Origin of the sequence: Mycobacterium parmense, assembly GCF_010730575.1 — a bacterium.
Lineage (GTDB): Bacteria > Actinomycetota > Actinomycetes > Mycobacteriales > Mycobacteriaceae > Mycobacterium > Mycobacterium parmense.
Genome location: NZ_AP022614.1, coordinates 3,683,521 through 3,700,603 on the forward strand (window position 1 = coordinate 3,683,521; position 17,083 = coordinate 3,700,603).

The 17,083-nt window shown below is 69.4% G+C and carries 12 protein-coding genes, 1 tRNA gene and 1 pseudogene; 5 read left to right on the forward strand and 9 right to left on the reverse strand.

What is annotated here, in order from left to right:
* Positions 1–125 precede the first annotated feature (125 nt).
* From G6N48_RS17050 to G6N48_RS17060, 3 genes and pseudogenes are all read left to right on the forward strand, one after another.
* Positions 126–3,065: a (Fe-S)-binding protein gene (locus G6N48_RS17050; protein ID WP_179969882.1), complete on the forward strand. Its 2,940-nt coding sequence runs from the start codon at positions 126–128 to the stop codon at positions 3,063–3,065.
* Positions 3,066–3,097: 32 nt separating this feature from the next.
* Positions 3,098–4,386, forward strand: a pseudogene (locus G6N48_RS17055) (pyridoxal phosphate-dependent aminotransferase).
* A gap of 19 nt (positions 4,387–4,405) precedes the next feature.
* Positions 4,406–5,677 (forward strand): YibE/F family protein, encoded by a 1,272-nt coding sequence (locus tag G6N48_RS17060; protein ID WP_085272038.1) that lies wholly within the window; start codon positions 4,406–4,408, stop codon positions 5,675–5,677.
* On the opposite strand, the gene rfbA is transcribed toward G6N48_RS17060, so the two are convergent.
* From rfbA to G6N48_RS17075, 3 genes are read right to left on the reverse strand one after another with little or no spacing between them, the layout of a single operon-like run.
* Complete coding sequence (rfbA, locus tag G6N48_RS17065) at positions 5,625–6,494, reverse strand: glucose-1-phosphate thymidylyltransferase RfbA (RefSeq protein WP_085271660.1); 870 nt, start codon at positions 6,492–6,494, stop codon at positions 5,625–5,627. The two genes, G6N48_RS17060 and rfbA, sit on opposite strands and share 53 nt — an antisense overlap.
* 22 nt (positions 6,495–6,516) lie before the next feature.
* Positions 6,517–6,891, reverse strand: coding sequence for a nuclear transport factor 2 family protein (locus G6N48_RS17070; RefSeq protein WP_085271659.1), 375 nt, complete (start codon positions 6,889–6,891; stop codon positions 6,517–6,519).
* Positions 6,892–6,927: 36 nt separating this feature from the next.
* On the reverse strand, positions 6,928–7,683 hold the full coding sequence (locus tag G6N48_RS17075) for a maleylpyruvate isomerase family mycothiol-dependent enzyme (protein WP_085271658.1): 756 nt from the start codon (positions 7,681–7,683) through the stop codon (positions 6,928–6,930).
* A 166-nt stretch (positions 7,684–7,849) separates the two neighbouring features.
* Here G6N48_RS17075 and G6N48_RS28300 point away from each other — a divergent pair, with 166 nt between their 5' ends.
* Positions 7,850–8,614 carry a hypothetical protein gene (locus G6N48_RS28300; RefSeq protein ID WP_232066645.1) on the forward strand — a complete coding sequence of 255 codons (765 nt, stop codon included), beginning with the start codon at positions 7,850–7,852 and terminating at the stop codon, positions 8,612–8,614.
* 26 nt (positions 8,615–8,640) lie between these two features.
* On the opposite strand, the gene G6N48_RS17085 is transcribed toward G6N48_RS28300, so the two are convergent.
* The 6 genes from G6N48_RS17085 to G6N48_RS17110 all read right to left on the reverse strand — a co-directional run bounded on the left by G6N48_RS17085 (position 8,641) and on the right by G6N48_RS17110 (position 16,681).
* Positions 8,641–9,966, reverse strand: a complete 1,326-nt coding sequence (locus tag G6N48_RS17085) for a UDP-glucose dehydrogenase family protein (RefSeq protein ID WP_085271657.1) — start codon at positions 9,964–9,966, stop codon at positions 8,641–8,643.
* Positions 9,967–10,054: 88 nt separating this feature from the next.
* Positions 10,055–11,521, reverse strand: coding sequence for a DUF7159 family protein (locus G6N48_RS17090; protein ID WP_443677840.1), 1,467 nt, complete (start codon positions 11,519–11,521; stop codon positions 10,055–10,057).
* 204 nt (positions 11,522–11,725) lie between these two features.
* Positions 11,726–13,201, reverse strand: coding sequence for a DUF7159 family protein (locus G6N48_RS17095; protein WP_085271478.1), 1,476 nt, complete (start codon positions 13,199–13,201; stop codon positions 11,726–11,728).
* Positions 13,202–13,450: 249 nt separating this feature from the next.
* Positions 13,451–15,316, reverse strand: coding sequence for a DUF7159 family protein (locus G6N48_RS17100; protein WP_232066807.1), 1,866 nt, complete (start codon positions 15,314–15,316; stop codon positions 13,451–13,453).
* Positions 15,317–15,442: 126 nt separating this feature from the next.
* The gene (gene dcd, locus G6N48_RS17105) at positions 15,443–16,015 is read right to left on the reverse strand and encodes a dCTP deaminase (RefSeq protein ID WP_085271052.1); all 573 of its coding nucleotides are present in this window, start codon (positions 16,013–16,015) and stop codon (positions 15,443–15,445) included.
* A gap of 30 nt (positions 16,016–16,045) precedes the next feature.
* On the reverse strand, positions 16,046–16,681 hold the full coding sequence (locus G6N48_RS17110) for a hypothetical protein (protein WP_085271053.1): 636 nt from the start codon (positions 16,679–16,681) through the stop codon (positions 16,046–16,048).
* A 207-nt stretch (positions 16,682–16,888) separates the two neighbouring features.
* Here G6N48_RS17110 and G6N48_RS17115 point away from each other — a divergent pair.
* Positions 16,889–16,962 (forward strand) — tRNA-Gly (locus G6N48_RS17115).
* Positions 16,963–17,083 lie beyond the last annotated feature (121 nt).

Sequence of the window (17,083 nt, forward strand, 5' to 3'; positions counted from 1 at the left end):
GCAAACGCGAAGTTAGGGGAACCTTTCTCGCGTCGAAAGGCCGGGAGATGTAACTATGAGCAGGGCTAAGCAGGCAAATCGCAGACTGCGGTAACGCCGAATAACGATGCATTGGGGAGATTTCTGTGACCACGCAGATGCTCATCAGATTGACCGTGGGCATGGGCATGAGCTTGATCGTGCTCGCGCTCGCCGCACGGCGGGTTCTGTTCCTGTTCAAGCTGGTCACGGCCGGTAAGCCCGCCCCAGGGCACACCGACGACCCCGGCAGGCGGGTCTGGACGGAGATCACCGAGGTCTTCGGCCAGCGCCGGCTGCTGAAGTGGTCGATTCCCGGCCTGGCCCACTTCTTCACCATGTGGGGCTTTTTCATCCTGCTCACCGTGTACATCGAGGCCTACGGGTTCCTTTTCCAGGAGAACTTCCACATCCCGATCATCGGCCGCTGGAACGCGCTGGGCTTTCTGCAGGACTTCTTCGCCACCGCCGTTTTCCTCGGCATCACCACGTTCGCGATCATCCGGCTGATGCGCAGCCCGCGCGAGATCGGACGCTCGTCGCGGTTCTACGGCTCGCACACCGGCGGCGCCTGGCTGGTGTTGTTCATGATCTTCAACGTCATCTGGACCTACGTGCTGGTGCGCGGGTCCGCCGTCAACAACGGCACCCTGCCCTACGGCAACGGCGCATTCGTGTCCCAGCTGTTCGGCGCGATACTGCGACCGCTGGGCCAGCCCGCCAACGAGATCATCGAGACCACGGCGCTGCTGCTGCACATCGCGGTCATGCTGGCGTTCCTCATCATCGTGCTGAACTCCAAGCACCTGCACATCTTCACCGCACCCATCAACGTCATCTTCAAGCGGCTGCCCGACGGGCTCGGCCCGCTGCTGCCGATCGAGGCCGACGGCAAGCCCGTCGACTTCGAAAACCCGCCCGACGACGCCACATTCGGCCGCGGCAAAATCGAGGACTTCAGCTGGAAGGCCATGCTGGACTTCGCCACGTGCACCGAATGCGGTCGCTGCCAGTCCCAGTGCCCGGCCTGGAACACCGGCAAGCCGCTGTCGCCCAAGCTCGTCATCATGGACCTGCGCGACCACTGGATGGCCAAGGCGCCCTACATCCTCGGCAGCAAGGAGACCCCCACCGAGAACACCCCGGAGGGCGGTGTCGGCGAGGAACTGGGCGGCGAGAAGCACGCCGAGGAGCACCACGTCCCCGAGTCCGGGTTCGGGAGGGTCATGGGTTCCGGCCCGGAGCAGGCCACCCGGCCGCTGGTCGGCACCGAGCAGGTGGGTGGGGTCATCGACCCCGACGTGCTGTGGTCGTGTGTGACCTGCGGCGCGTGCGTGGAGCAGTGCCCGGTGGACATCGAGCACGTCGATCACATCGTCGATATGCGCCGCTACCAGGTGATGATGGAGTCGGAGTTCCCCTCCGAGCTGTCGGTGCTGTTCAAGAACCTCGAAACCAAGGGCAACCCGTGGGGCCAGAACGCGGCCGACCGGACCAATTGGATCGACGAAGTCGACTTCGACGTCCCCGTCTACGGCGAGGACGTCGACAGCTTCGACGGCTTCGAGTACCTGTTCTGGGTGGGCTGCGCCGGCGCTTACGACGATAAGGCCAAGAAGACCACCAAGGCCGTCGCCGAGCTGCTGGCCATCGCCGGGGTCAAGTACCTGGTACTGGGCACCGGCGAGAGCTGCAACGGCGACTCCGCGCGCCGCTCCGGCAACGAGTTCCTGTTCCAACAGCTGGCCCAGCAGGCCGTCGAGACCCTCGACGGCGTGTTCGAGGGCGTCGAATCCGTCGACCGCAAGATCGTCGTGACCTGCCCGCACTGCTTCAACACCCTGGGCCGCGAATACCGCCAGCTGGGCGCCAACTACACGGTGCTGCATCACACGCAGCTGCTGAACCGGCTGATCCGGGACAACCGGCTGGTGCCGGTCGCGCCCGTCTCCCAGGACATCACCTATCACGACCCGTGCTACCTGGGCCGGCACAACAAGGTGTACGAGGCGCCGCGCGAGCTGATCGGCGCCGCGGGAGCCAATCTCACCGAGATGCCGCGCCACGCCGAGCGCAGCTTCTGCTGCGGCGCGGGCGGCGCGCGGATGTGGATGGAAGAGCACATCGGCAAGCGCATCAACCACGAGCGCGTCGACGAGGCGCTGGCCACCGGCGCCGCAACCATCGCCACCGCGTGCCCGTTCTGCCGGGTGATGGTGACCGACGGCGTGAACGACCGCTCCGAGGAGGCGGGGCGCGAGGGCGTCGAGGTGCTCGACGTCTCGCAGATCCTGCTCGGCTCCCTCGACCGGGAGAAGGTCACGCTGCCGGAGAAGGGCACGGCCGCCAAGGAAGCCGAGAAGCGCGCGGCGACCGCGCCGAAGGCCGCCGCCGCGAGCGCTCCGGCGCAGGCGCCCGCGAAGCAGGAGGCGCCCGCCGAAGCCGAGGCGCCCGCTGCCAAGGCGGAGGCTTCGACCTCGGGGGCCGCTCCCGCCGCCCCGGTGAAGGGCCTGGGGATCGCGGGCGGCGCGAAGCGTCCCGGCGCCAAGAAGGCCGCACCGGCGGCTAAGGCCGAGCAGTCCGAGGCCGCAGCCCCGGCCGAGGCGGAAGCCAAGGCACCGGCCGCACCCGTGAAGGGCCTGGGGATCGCGGGCGGCGCGAAGCGTCCCGGCGCCAAGAAGGCCGCTCCCGCCGCGAAGGCCGGCGCTCCGGAGGCACCCGCCGAGACCAAGGCTCCGGCCGAATCCGAGGCCGAAGCTCCAGCCACGACGGAGGCGAAAGCCCCCGCGGCGCCCGTGAAGGGGCTCGGCATCGCCGCCGGCGCGAAGCGCCCCGGCGCCAAGAAGGCCGCGCCCGCAAAGGCGGCGCCCGCCCCGGCGGAGGAACCCGCCAAGGCGGCACCCACCGCGTCCGAGGAACCCGCCGAGCCGAAAGGGGAGACCGCACCCGAGCCCACGACGGCGACCAACGGCGACGAGGCGCCCCCGGCGGCACCCGTGAAGGGGCTGGGCATCGCCCGCGGCGCACGCCCGCCGGGCAAGCGCTGACCACGCCGTTCGACGCCGCTCAGCAAATTTCGGTGGACAGCGATGGCACGATAGTGTCGTGACAACTCACCAGCTGCCCCTGCACACCACCGGTCACCACCGGCAGCGCACCTTCGCACAGTCGTCCAAACTGCAGGACGTTCTGTACGAGATCCGCGGCCCGGTGCACCAGCAAGCCGCGCGGCTGGAGGCCGAGGGGCACCGCATTCTGAAGCTCAACATCGGCAACCCTGCCCCGTTCGGCTTCGAGGCGCCCGACGTGATCATGCGCGACATGATCCAAGCGCTGCCCTATGCCCAGGGCTACTCCGACTCGCAGGGCATCCTGTCGGCCCGGCGCGCGGTGGTCACCCGGTACGAACTGGTCGAGGGCTTCCCGCGGTTCGACGTCGACGACGTCTACCTGGGCAACGGCGTCTCGGAGCTCATCACGATGACGCTGCAGGCGCTGCTCGACAACGGCGACCAGGTGCTGATCCCGTCGCCCGACTACCCGCTGTGGACGGCGTCGACCTCTTTGGCCGGCGGCACGCCCGTGCACTACCTGTGCGACGAAACCCAGGGCTGGGAGCCCGACATCGCCGACCTCGAGTCGAAGATCACCGAGCGCACCAAGGCGCTGGTCGTCATCAACCCGAACAACCCGACCGGCGCGGTCTACAGCCGCGAAGTGCTCACCCGGATGGTCGATCTCGCGCGCAAACACCAGCTGCTGCTGCTGGCCGACGAGATCTACGACAAGATCCTCTACGACGACGCCAAGCACATCAACGTGGCCACGCTCGCGCCCGACATGCTGTGCCTGACCTTCAACGGCCTGTCCAAGGCCTACCGGGTCGCCGGCTACCGGGCCGGCTGGCTGGCGATCACCGGGCCCAAGGACCACGCGGAAAGCTTCATCGAGGGCATCAGCCTGCTGGCGAACATGCGCCTGTGCCCGAATGTCCCGGCGCAGTATGGAATTCAGGTCGCGCTGGGCGGCCACCAGAGCATCGAGGACCTGGTGCTCCCCGGTGGCCGGTTGCTCGAGCAGCGCGACGTCGCCTGGGAGAAGCTCAACCAGATCCCGGGGGTGTCCTGCGTCAAACCACAGGGCGCGCTGTACGCGTTCCCGCGGCTGGACCCCGAGGTCTACGACATCGCCGACGACGAGCAGCTGGTTCTCGATCTGCTGCTGTCGGAGAAGATCCTGGTGACGCAGGGCACCGGGTTCAATTGGCCCGCACCGGATCACCTGCGCATCGTGACACTGCCGTGGGCCCGCGATCTGGCGGCCGCGATCGACCGGCTGGGCAACTTCCTGGTCAGCTATCGGCAGTAGCCCCTCTACCGTGGAGCGGGTGACGCATTCCCACTCGCACACGCTGCCCGGCCCGACCCCGGTGGATCCGCTGCCCGCGAGGATCGTGATCGGGTTGTTGGCCGCGATCGGTGCGGCGGTGATCGTCGGCGCGGTCCTGCTGTGGCCGAGCCGGCAGCACGTCGACGTCCCGCTGCCCTTCCAGAATGCCGTCGGCGGCGCGGTGAGCACCCAGGCGGGGCACGTGCTGTCCAGCGCGCTCGGCGACTGCGGCAGCCCGTCGACCAGCCAGGTGATCACCACCGCGCCGATGCCGGGAACGCCGGGCAGCGGGCGCTGCGTGCAGACACTGGTCGCCATCGATTCCGGGCCCAACGCCGGCGCCAAGACCCTGCTGGAATCCTCCCCCGGCCCCGGCCAGCCCAAGTTCGCGGCCGGCGACCGCATCCGGCTGGTCCGCCAGGTCGACGACCAGGGGGCCACCAGCTATGCCTTCTACGACTTCGAGCGCGGCTGGGCGCTGGTGGGCCTGGCGATCGCGTTCGCGCTGGTGATCGTCGCCGTAGCCCGCTGGCGCGGGCTGCTCGCGCTGGTCGGCATCGTCGTCGCGTTCGGGGTTCTGGTGATCTTCCTGCTGCCCGCGATGCGCGACGGCGCTCCCGCAATTCCCGTTGCGCTGGTGGCGTCGGCGGCGATCCTCTACGCGGTGATGTACCTGGCCCACGGCGTCAACCTGCGGACCAGCGCCGCGCTGCTCGGCACCCTGTCGTCGCTGCTGCTGGCCGCGGGGCTGTCCTGGGGGGCGATACAGCTGGCCCACCTGACCGGACTGTCGGACGAACAGAACGCCACGGTCGGCGCCTATCTGGGCAACGTGTCGGTCGGCGGCCTGCTGCTGGCGGGCTTCATCATCGGGTCGCTGGGGGTGCTCAACGACGTGACGGTGACGCAGGCCTCGGCGGTTTTCGAGCTGGCCCACCTCGGCGGCGACACGTCCCGCCGCGCCGTCTTCCTCGGCGCCATCCGGGTCGGGCGCGACCACATCGCCAGCACCGTGTACACGCTGGTGCTGGCCTACGCCGGCAGCTCCCTGCCGTTGCTGTTGCTGTTCAGCGTCGCCAACCGCTCGCTGGGTGACGTGCTGACCAGCGAGAGCGTGGCCGTCGAGCTGGTCCGTTCAGCCGTGGGCGGGATCGCACTGGCGCTGTCGGTGCCGCTGACGACGGCGATCGCCGCGGTACTGGCCAAACCGGCGGCCGCTACCTCCGGTGTTCCAGCAGATCGAGCAGGTAGCCGCCATACCCGGACTTGAGCAGCGTGTGCGCCCGCTTTTCGAGGTGCTCGTCGCTGATCCAGCCCTGCCGCCAGGCGATCTCCTCGGGGACGCTGACCTTCAGGCCCTGCCGGCGCTCCAGCGTGCGAACGAAGTCGCTGGCGTCCAGCAGCGAGTCGAACGTTCCCGTGTCGAGCCACGCCGTGCCGCGGGCGAGCACCTCCACCGCCAGCCGGCCGCGGTTCAGGTAGATCTGGTTGACCTCGGTGATCTCGTACTCGCCGCGCGCGGACTTCTCGAGGCCTTTGGCGATCTCGATGACCTCGTTGTCGTAGAAGTACAGGCCGGGTACGGCGTACTGGGACTTCGGCGTGGCCGGCTTCTCCTGAAGCGACAGCGCTATGCCGTCGTCACTGAATTCGACCACACCGTAGGCCGACGGGTTGGCCACCCAGTAGGCGAAAACCGCTCCGCCGCTGATGGATTGGAAGCGGCGCAGGCTCGTGCCCAGCCCGGGGCCATAGAAGATGTTGTCTCCCAACACCAATGCGACGGGATCGTTGCCGATATGTCCCGCGCCCAACACGAATGCCTGAGCCAGGCCGTCCGGCCGTTCCTGGGTCACGTAGGTCAGGTTGATGCCGAATTGCGAACCGTCGCCGAGCAACCGGCGGAAGCCCGCCGAGTCGTGCGGGGTGGTGATCACCAGAATGTCGCGGATCCCGGCCATCATCAGGGTGGACAGCGGGTAGTACACCATCGGCTTGTCGTACACCGGCAGCAACTGCTTGCTGATCCCCATGGTGATCGGATGCAGGCGAGTGCCCGAGCCCCCGGCCAAGATGATCCCGCGCATCAATCGCTCCCTACTCGACGAGTTAACTTACGAGGTCGCGTTCGGTCAGTTCGGTGGCTGCCAGCGCCGACGCCAGGGTGTCGTGGCGGAACACCGAGGTGACGTGGTCTTGGACGACGCGGAACGCCGACGCCGCGTCGATGACGGCCCCGGGCTCGTCCGGCGCGCTGAGCTTTTGTTCCACGACCACCACCCCGTCGTGGACGAACATGCGGCCCAGCTCCGCGGTCTTGTGCGTGGAGGCCGCCCAGCGGCGCAACGCCTCGTGGCCTTGCGCCGCGCCGTGCGCGTCACCGATCTCGATGTCGTCGCTGGACAAGGCCACGAGGGTATCCAGGTCCGAGGCGTTCAATGCGTCGTGCCACGCAAGTACCGTGGCGATCTCGGAAGTGGTCATGGTCAGCAACGTACCGTGTGCGCTTCGTCGCCGTGACTAGAGCGGCGTATGGTCCAGCCAGCGCCGCCAGACGCCGTCGTCGCCGAACAGCTCGATGCGCGTCTCGGCGAGCGGCACGCGGCGCAGCATCGCCAGCAACAGTTCGGTGGCGCCGCCCCGCAGCGCCGCGCTGCCCTTGCCGTGCTCGTGCGACCAGACGATCCCGCCCTCGCCGACCGCGATGGTCCATTCGCCGGCCTCGCCCAGTCCGTCGTCGGTGGCATGCAGGTGCAGGGTGTCGCCGTCCTTCAGGGGCAGCGGCGCCCCGTCACCTCCGGCCTGGATGCTGACGCGTTCGAGCCATTCGGTGATCGCGTCTGACGCTATCGCGGGGTCGAGGGCGAATTCGTTGCCGAGCGCGATGGCGGCGTCGGCGCGGTGCACCGCGGTCTCGTGGAGCCGCCGGCGCATCCACCACTTCGCCGGGCGCCGCCCGAGGAACGTCCAGACCGGCGTCTGCGCTCCGGTCAGCTCGACGGCGTCGACCAACCGCTGCGCTCCGCCGTACAGCCAGGAGACGGCGTCGGCCGGGTCCGGTGGCGGCTTGCCGCCCTCGACGCTGCGGGGGTCGAGGAACTCGTCGCGTTGGTCGCGCACGATCTGCGCCGCCCAGCGGTCGCCGCGCCCGACATGGCGCATCAGCTGCTGCAAGCTCCAGCCGGGACATGTCGGCACCGGCACGGAGGCGTCCACACCTTGGAAAAGCTCCGCGAAGGCGCGATTCTCGTCGAGGAATGCGGCGACGTAATCCACGCCGGTCAGCGTACAAGGGCAGGGCAATTCGCCCCTATCGGCACAGCCCGCCATGTGTTCGGATGGTCACAACCAGTCGTTCATCGATGGGATGATTTATGAGCATGCCGGTCGTGCACAGCGCACAACTCCGCCGTGCGGAAACGAACCTGCCGAGGCGCCAGCCGTGACGGCAGACGATGAGACCGATCGGCCGGACGACCGGGATCAGCGGGCGGCCGAACTCGACCGGCGGGCGGCAGAGCTGGACCAGCGCGAGCGGGAGCTGGAGCGACGTGAGGCCCAGGTGACCCGGCGGGAGTTTCTCGCTGAGGAGCGAGACCGGGTGGCCAACGAGCGGGACCAAATCGCGGACCAACGCGAACTGTCGGCCAACAGCCGGGAGAACTATGCGGACGCACGCGAAGGCAGCGCCGCCGAGCGCGAACGCGAGCGATTGCAACGCGTTGGCGACCTGGCGGATCGGGAACGGGCGACCGCAGAACGCGAACAGGCCGACGTTCGGCGCGAGATGGCCGAAAGTGAGCGGCGCGGCAGCGATGGCCGGCCGCCATCAGCGAGCGGACCCGCCGGCGTGGACCCGGTGGATACCGCGGTCACGGAACCGGGATCGCAGACGTCCCGTGCACAAAGCTACGACGACGTCGAAGGCGACCTGCACGTCCGAATCGCCGAAGAAGTGCTGCGCGCGGGTCAACGGCTCGAACAGATGCGGCTGCAGACCGCAAGCGCCCAGCGGGCGGCAGCCGAGAGCTTCGAGCGGTCGGCAAACAGTCACGACCGGGCCGCCACTTCTTATGAGCAATTGGCCCAGTCCGGGGAGGGTCGTGAGGATTATCTGGCCCACGCGGTTCGCCACCGCGAGTTCGCGCAGGAGGATTACCGGATGGCTCGGCAGCTGCGGCAGCTGTTGGAACACGAATCGTTGTGACAGAGGGGCCGCCGTGCCCCGAGCCACTACGGCCGCGGAGCCCCGAGCCGGAACACCCGCCACCCCGCCTGCTGCCAGCGCGCGGCGTCGAGGCAGTTGCGGCCGTCCACGACCACCCGCGCACGCACCCGGTCGGCCAGGTCGTCGGGGTCGAGCTCGACGAACTGCCGCCACTCCGTGAGCACCAGCACCGCATCCGCGCGATCGCAGGCCTCCTCGACGGAGACCGCATAGTTCAGCGTCGGGAACAGGCGCTGCGCGTTTTCCAGCGCTTTCGGATCGTAGACATTGACCGCCGCGCCGTTGAGTTGCAGCTGGCCCGCGACGTTGAGCGCGGGTGAGTCGCGGACGTCGTCGGATTCCGGCTTGAACGCCGCCCCCAGCACGGCGACGTTGGCGCCCAGTAGCGAGCCGCCGCACGCGATGCTGGTCAGCTCGACCATCCGGGTGCGCCGGCGCATGTTGATGCTGTCCACCTCGCGCAGGAACGTCAGGGCCTGGTCGGCACCCAGCTCGCCGGCCCGGGCCATGAAGGCACGGATGTCCTTGGGCAGGCAGCCGCCACCGAAACCCAAACCGGCGTTGAGAAATTGGCGCCCGATCCGCGCGTCGTATCCGAGCGCGTCGGCCAGCAGGCTGACGTCGGCGCCCGCCGCCTCGCATACCTCGGAGATGGCGTTGATGAACGAGATCTTGGTCGCGAGAAAGGCATTGGCCGAAACCTTGACCAACTCCGCGGTCTGCAGGTCTGTCACAAGGAACGGCACCCCGGCGTCGAGCAGCGGTGCGTACAGTTCCCGGACCACGGCCTCGGCGCGCGTCGAATCCTGTTGGATGCCAAGCACGATGCGATCGGGGTTGAGGGTGTCGTGCACGGCGTAGCCCTCACGCAGGAATTCGGGATTCCAGGCGATTTCGACGTCCACCCCGCGCGGCGCCAGCGCCGCCGCGCGCTGGTTGAGTTCGGCCGCCGTGCCTACGGGCACAGTCGATTTACCGACCAGGACGGCCGGCCGGGTCAGTCGCGGTACGAGGGTGTCGATGACGGCGTGCACATGGCTCAGATCGGCGCCGTACTCGCCCTTCTTCTGCGGCGTGCCCACCCCGAGGAAGTGCACGTCGGCGAACTCGGCCGCCATCTCGTAGTCGGTGGTGAACCGCAACCGTCCGGTGGCCAGGTTGTCGGTCAACAGCTTTCGCAGTCCCGGCTCGTAGAACGGGATGTCGCCGGCGGCCAGTTTGGCGACCTTGCCCGGATCGACGTCGATCCCGATGACCTCGTGTCCCAGCTCCGCCATTCCGACCGCGTGCGTGGCCCCCAGATAGCCGGTGCCGAATACGGTGCATCGCATACAACCGGTGTAGGTCTTCGCGATTAGCTGATTGCATCGCCACGCTAAGCGTCAGGCGAACGGCAGATGACAGCTGGCCTCCGACGGACTAGAAGTGCGGGATACCCGGGATCCCGAAACCGCCGTGGCCCCCGCCGAATCCGCCGTGCGGACCACCGAAGCCGCCGTGCGGCGGACCACCGAACCCGCCGTGCGGTCCACCGTCGCCGTGACCCGGGCCGCCGAAACCGCCCGGCGGCCCACCGATGCCCGGAATGGGCAACGGAATCGGTACCGGAATGGGCGCCGGGGCCACCGGCGGCGGGGCAGGCGGAGGAGCGGCGGGCGGCGGCGCGGGTGCCGGCGCCTCCGGGGCCGGAGCCGGTGCCGGGGCTTCCTCGGGAGCGGGGGCGGGAGCCGCGGGCGCCGGGGCGGGCGCCTCCTGGGCCGGGGCGGGAGCCTCCGGGGCCGGTGCCGGGGCCGGCGCCTGTGGCGCGGGCGCCGGGGCGGGAGCCGCCGGCGCCGGACGGGTCGGGGCGACCACGACGTTCTGGTTGGGACTGGGCCGCACGTTGGCCGTCGGGCGGATGGCGATGGCCAGCGAGATGACCAGCGCCACGACGCCGACGATGAAGACGGCCGCTACCGCGCCACCCACCAACCTGAACGACCGGCGGTCGTGGTAGCCCGCGTCGACCAGCTCCGTCGCACCGGTCAGATCGCCCGTGAACGGGTTGTCGGGATCGTCGGCGACGGCGCTGTAGGCGAGCGGTTCCTCCCCGGCGACCAGGGCCGCGGGAGGCGTGTCGAAGTAGCCGGGGGCCACCGCGAAGGGATTGATGGCGCCCGTGCCGGGGTCCTGCGCGTAGGCCAGCGCCGCGGTCGACGACGAGAAAAGCGGAGCGTTCGCCGACGCCAGCGCCGCGCCGCGTGCCAGTGCCGTGTCCGGTTCCTCCGGCGCCGACAGCGGCAGCGTGGTCGCCGCCTCGAGAGCCGGTTTGATCAGCGGCAGGTCGATGCCCGAGCCGACGACGAACACCGCGTCCGGCCGGGTGCCAAGCGACTCGGCGCTCGAGACCATGGTGGCCAGCTGGGCGACTGCCGCTTCGTCGTCGTCGGGCAGCGGCTGGCGGTGCACGTCGGTGATCGAACCGTCCGCGCTGTCGACCACCGCCAGAGTCGCGGAGTCGGGCTCGATGTACAGCAGCGCCGTGTGCCCGTAGTTGGTCTGATTACCCACCGTCTGAGCGAGCGCGGCCGCGGCCAGGAAGGCCGAGACCAGCATCACGTTCTCAATCTTGTGATGGGCGAGCGCGTCCCGCAGGGCCGCGGCCTCGACGGGATCGGTGAACGTGACTCCGGTCGACGCCAGCTGGTAGCCGCCCTCGACTGCGCCCTCGCGCGTCCCCAGGATCGCCGAAACTACTTGATCGGCCGCGCTGATCGTTGCCGCATCGTCGTCCGACGGGATGTCGAAGTTGTCCTCGTCGACCGTCGCGCCATCGCCGTTTTCGCCTTCGACCAGCACCATACGGACTGCCGTCGGCGCCATCGACACGCCAAGTACGGTGTCCAAAGCTCCTCCAAAGTCGTTAGCCAGCCAATGACGAACAGACCGTCGCACCTGCTTGGAAAAGTGCCAGCCAGTCGCTGACGAGCCCCCACCCGTATTCCCCCAGTGCCACGATTTTACGCGGCTTTAGCCTTCGTGGCCCGTCACGATCAGCTCCAGGGGCCGCGCCGTTCCCCGTCGCCGGTGGCGGATTCGCGGTCGTCGGCGCTACCGGTGGCCGAACCCGCCGAAACCGTGGCCGCCACCGAACCCGCCGAAACCGTGCCCGAAGCCACCGTGACCGCCGAAGCCACCGAAACCGTGGCCGAAGCCACCGTGGCCGCCGAAGCCACCGAACGGCCCGCGCCCGCCGAACGGACCGCCGAAGGGCCCGCGCCCACCGAACGGTCCACCGAACGGCCCGCGCCCACCGAACGGCCCGCCGAAAGGACCGCGGCCGGGCACCGGGGGCCGGACGATCGGCGCCCGGGGCACGATCACGGGCGGGGCGACGACGGGCACGGGGAGCGGCGGTGGCGCCGCGCGAGGCGGCGCGACAGCAGGCAAGGGGTGCGGGACGGCCACCGGTTTCGGCGCCGGGATCATCGGCTTGGCCAGAGGCGGGGGCGCCGGCGCCGGCTTGGCGGGCGCGATGACGTTCTCGTTGGGGCTGGGCCGCAATGCGACCGTGGGGCGGATGTTGATCGCCAGCGCGATCTCCAGCGCCACAACGATGGTGATGAAAACGACCGCGAGCGAACTGCCGACCAGCAAAATCGCTTTGCGCCGTTGCGCCTTCTCGTCCAGCCCGATGACGGTCTGGGCTTCGGCGTCGTCGTCGGGCAAAGCGCTGTAGGCGACGTTGGGCCTGGCCCGTTCGGCGTCGGGTGACAGCTCCGCGACGGGCCGGTATTCCGGAAGATATCCGGGCAGCAGTCCGGGGGCCTGGCCGGCGAGGGCGAGCGGGTCGACCTCACCAGTGCCAGGGTCCAGCGCATAGGCAAGCGCCGCCGTCGACGACGCGAACAACGGCGCGTGCGCCGACGCCAGCGCAGCCCCCCGGGCCAGCGCCATCTCCGGCTCGTCGGGCACCGACACGTCCAGCGACGTCGCGGCCTCCAGGGCCGGCTTGATCAGCGGGATGTCGACGCCCGAACCGACGACCACCACGCCCTGCGGGCGCGCCTCGAGCTTCTCGGCGCTCGACACCATGTCCACGAGCTCGGCCACCGCCTCGTCGTCGTCGTCGGCGAGAACCGTGCGGCGCACCTCGGAAATCGAGCCGTCGGACGTGTCGACGACGGCCAGCGTCGCGGTGTAGGGCTCGACGAACAGCAGCGCGGCGTGCGCGTAGTTGGTGGCGTCGCCGACGGCCTGAGCCAGCGCCGCCGCGGCCATGAAGGCCGAGACCAGCATCACGTTCTCGACCTTGTGGGCGATCAGGGCGTCGCGCAGCAACGCGGCCTCGACGTGGTCGGTCCAGGTGACGCCGGTCGACAACAGCTGATAGCCACCCTCGGTGGCGCCTTCGCGGGTGCCCATGATGGCCGAGATGACCTGGCTCGGGGCGGCGGCACGCCTCGTCTCGTCGTCGACGTCGAAGATGTCCTGGTCGACGGTGACCCCGTCGGCGTTCTCGCCTTCGACCAGCACCATGCGGACCTTCGTCGGCGCCATCGAGACGCCCAACACGATGCCCACCACCGCTGAAAATCCCCCTTGCTCGTTTGCTGTGCGCCGGACGTTCGCGTCGGCAACACAACCGCCAAGCGATCAGCCGTAGACAAGTGCCACAGCGGCGGGCGTTTGTCCCGGGTTGAAAGCTGGGCTTATGCAGTTCTGGCAACAGGGGCGGCACGGGTTTCAGACCTGCCCCAGTGCCCCGACCCTACCCGGGTGGCGCTGGGGGTATGAACAATCGTTCGCTGTGAGTTAGCCGTGACCTGATGCGGGCTAGCGGTGCCCGCCGCCACCACCGAAGCCACCGTGGCCGCCGCCACCGAAGCCCCCGCCACCGCCGAAGCCACCGTGGCCGCCGCCGAAGCCGCCGCCGCCGCCGAACGGCCCGCCGCCATGGCCCCCGCCGAACGGACCACCGCCACCGAACGGACCGCCCCCACCGAACGGACCGCCCCCACCAAAGGGCCCGCCGCCACCAAACGGACCGCCCCCACCGAAGGGCCCGCCGCCATGACCGCCGCCGAACGGCCCGGGATTTGCGGGCTCACCGCCACCGGGAGGCCCGCCGGGGCCCAAGCCGGGGAAGTGCCCGCCGCCCGGTTCGCCGGGCCCGCCGGGGCCCAAGCCGGGGAAGTGCCCGCCGCCCGGTTCGCCGGGCCCGCCCGGACCCAAGCCGGGGAAGTGCCCGCCACCCGGTTCGCCAGGCCCGCCCGGACCGGCACCGGGGAAGTGCCCACCGCCGAGACCCCCGGGTCCGCCCTCCCCCGGAATCTGGTGCGGCCCCGTGCCGATGCCCTGCGGCGACTCGGGCGGCGCAACATGCACCGGAGACTGCGGTTGCGGGACGTGGATCGGCTCCTGCGGCGGCACCAGATGGGGCGCCTGGACCGCGGGCGGGCTCAGGATCGGGTTGGGCACCGGCAGGTGGACCGGCGGCGCCGGGAGGACGGGCGCCACCGGCGGGAGCACGACGGGGATCGGCGCGGGAGCCGCGGGGAGCGGCCCTACGGCCGGCAGCGGGGCGGCGACCGGCGGACCCACCGGCCTGGGCGCCGCCATCGGGACCGGCGCGCCGACGTTGAGCTTCGGCGCGGCCGCCTGAACCGGTGCGGATGCTTGCTGGGCCGGGACGATCAGGTGCTGTTCCGGGGTGGGCTGCAAGGCCACCGTGGTATTGCGGATGCCGATCGCCAGCGCGATCTCCAGGGCCAGCACCGCGCTGATGCCCACCACCGCCAGCCCGCTCCCGATCAGCAGCACCGGCCGGCGGCGCGGCTGGGACTCCTCGGGGAGGAACAGTTTCTCGATGACGACGGTCGGCGCGCTGGCGTCCTCGTCGGCGACGGCGCTGTAGGCGAGGTCGTCGTCGCCCAAGTCGGAGGCGAAGGCCGCGCCGAGGTAGTCGGGCAGGGCCTGCGGGTCGATCGCCCCGGTGCCGGGGTCCTGGGCATAGGCCAGCGCAGCGGTCGACGAGGAGAACAGCGGCGCGTTCGCCGAGGCCAGGGCCGCCCCACGGGCCAGCGCCGTCGCCGGATCCTCGGGCACGCTCACACCGAGTGACACGGCCGACTCCAGCGCGGGCTTGAGGTGAGCGACGTCGACGCCCGAGCCGACCAGGAACAGCCCGCCCGCAGCCGACTCCAGCTCGTCCAGCCCGGCGACCATTCCGGTCAGTTGAGCGACGGCCTCGTCGTAGGACTCGGCCTCGATCCGTTGCCTGTACACGTCGGCGATGGCGCCGTCGCAGGTCTCGACGACCGCCAGGGTCGCCGTCTCGGGCTCGACGAAGAGCACGGCGGTGCGCTCGTATCCCATTGCCGCGCCCAGGTTTTGGGCCAGCGCGGTCGACGCCAGGAACGCCGAGACCAGCATCACGTTTTCGACCCTGTGGGCGGCCAGCGCGTCACGCAGGGCGGCGGCCTCGACCGGATCGGTCCACGAGATGCCGATTGACGACAGCTCCAGCCCGGCTTCGGTGGCGCCCTCACGAGTGCCCAGGATGGCGGCGATCACCCGATCCGATGCGCTGACGGTGGCCACATCGTCGGCGGCGGTGACGTCGAACCCGTCCTCTTCCACCGTGGCGCCGTCGGCGTTCTCACCTTCGAGCACCACCATCTGCACCGAAGCCGGTGCCATCGACACCCCGAGCACGATATGCAAAATCAACCCCTCCCAAGGTGATGTGAGACGGACCGGGCGGAGGAAGGGACCACGGACCCCTCAATGATCCCGCAGAATCGCCGCAAGAGCGCGTCGGCGAACTTATGTAGAACTTATGAAGTTCTCGTAAGAACGCGAGGGGGTGGGGCCGCGCTGGCCCTGATATTTGGAGCCGACGCGCGAGCTGCCGTACGGGTGTTCGGCCGGGCTGGTCAACCGCAGGATGCACAGCTGCCCGATCTTCATGCCCGGCCAGAGGGTGATCGGCAGGTTGGCGACGTTGGAGAGTTCGAGCGTGATGTGACCGCTGAAGCCGGGATCGATGAAACCCGCGGTCGAGTGGGTCAACAGGCCCAGCCGGCCCAGCGACGACTTGCCCTCCAGCCGCCCCGCCAGGTCGTCGGCCAAGGTGACGAGTTCGAGCGTCGAGCCGAGCACGAACTCGCCGGGATGCAGCACGAAAGGCTCGCCGTCGGCCGGTTCGACCAGGCTGGTGAGTTCGTCCTGCCGCTGGGCGGGGTCGATGTGGGTGTAGCGGGTGTTGTTGAACACCCGGAACATGCGATCGAGACGGACGTCGACGCTGGACGGCTGCACCAGGGCGTCCTCGAACGGGTCGATGCCCAACCGGCCCGCGGTGATTTCGGCCCTGAGGTCACGATCGGAGAGCAGCACGCGAAGAGCCTATCTGCTGCTATGCGCGGGTCAGCGGAGATAAACTTCCGAGCCCGTCGGATAACCGCCCCCGGTGGTCGTGACGTGGACGTGGTCGTAGTGGCCGAGCCGGCTGGGCTGCGCGCCGCCGGGTGTGTAATAGACGCCCCGCCAGATCGCGTCCTGAATTCCGAAGCGAGCGGAGTGCTCGAGCACGTAGGCGACGATCCTGTTTCCCAGCGCTATGCCCTCGGCGGATTCGGGGTTGGGAATCATCACGTCCAGCGCCAGGCCCAGGGGGTGCCACGGCAGCGGATCCGGTCGCACCCCGCCGATCTCGTGAATCTCGGGGAACTCGGCGCTGATGCTGCGAGCGGTCAAGATCGTGCGGACCTGCAGGCCCCGTTCCGGAGCGATCCCGACCGGGAGGAACCGGGATTGCCGGTGCCATCGCGACGCCGCCGGCGGTTGGTCGTCGGCGAAAACATTGGCGTACGGATGCGATGCCGCCGCGACGATTTCCATGCAACATGGAGTGGTATTAGCGATAACGGGCTCGGCGCCGACACGGGCAGGGAATGGGTGGACGTCGCCGGACACCGCGAAGAGAGCAGCCACGGGTAAGACCCATGCAGCCAGCGAGACTGGCGGTTTCCGCCGCTTCTTGGCTAATTCGTGGCGTCCCATTCAGAGCACATTACGACGCCATAACGGAATAATAAACACTAACGTTTGAATCTGCCCGCAAATCGCAGGTCCCGCGGGTGCCGGCAAATCAATTCGCAGCCGCGATATTCGTGCGGTAACGCGATACGACGCGGGGCGGGGTCTTACCGGCGCGCGCGACCCGGCGCCCGTCGGCGCCGGCTGATGCTAGCCTTCTTGGGCAACCGCGCCGATGTAGTTCAATGGCAGAACATCAGCTTCCCAAGCTGAATACGCGGGTTCGATTCCCGTCATCGGCTCCACGATGACCAGGGCATTTGCTCTCGGGCGCCCCTGACGCTGAACGCGCGCCGCGACATCCGGCCCCCCCACCGCCAGAAGTGGCGCCGACGGCCATCGCATCGCCGTTATCAATGCCGCCCT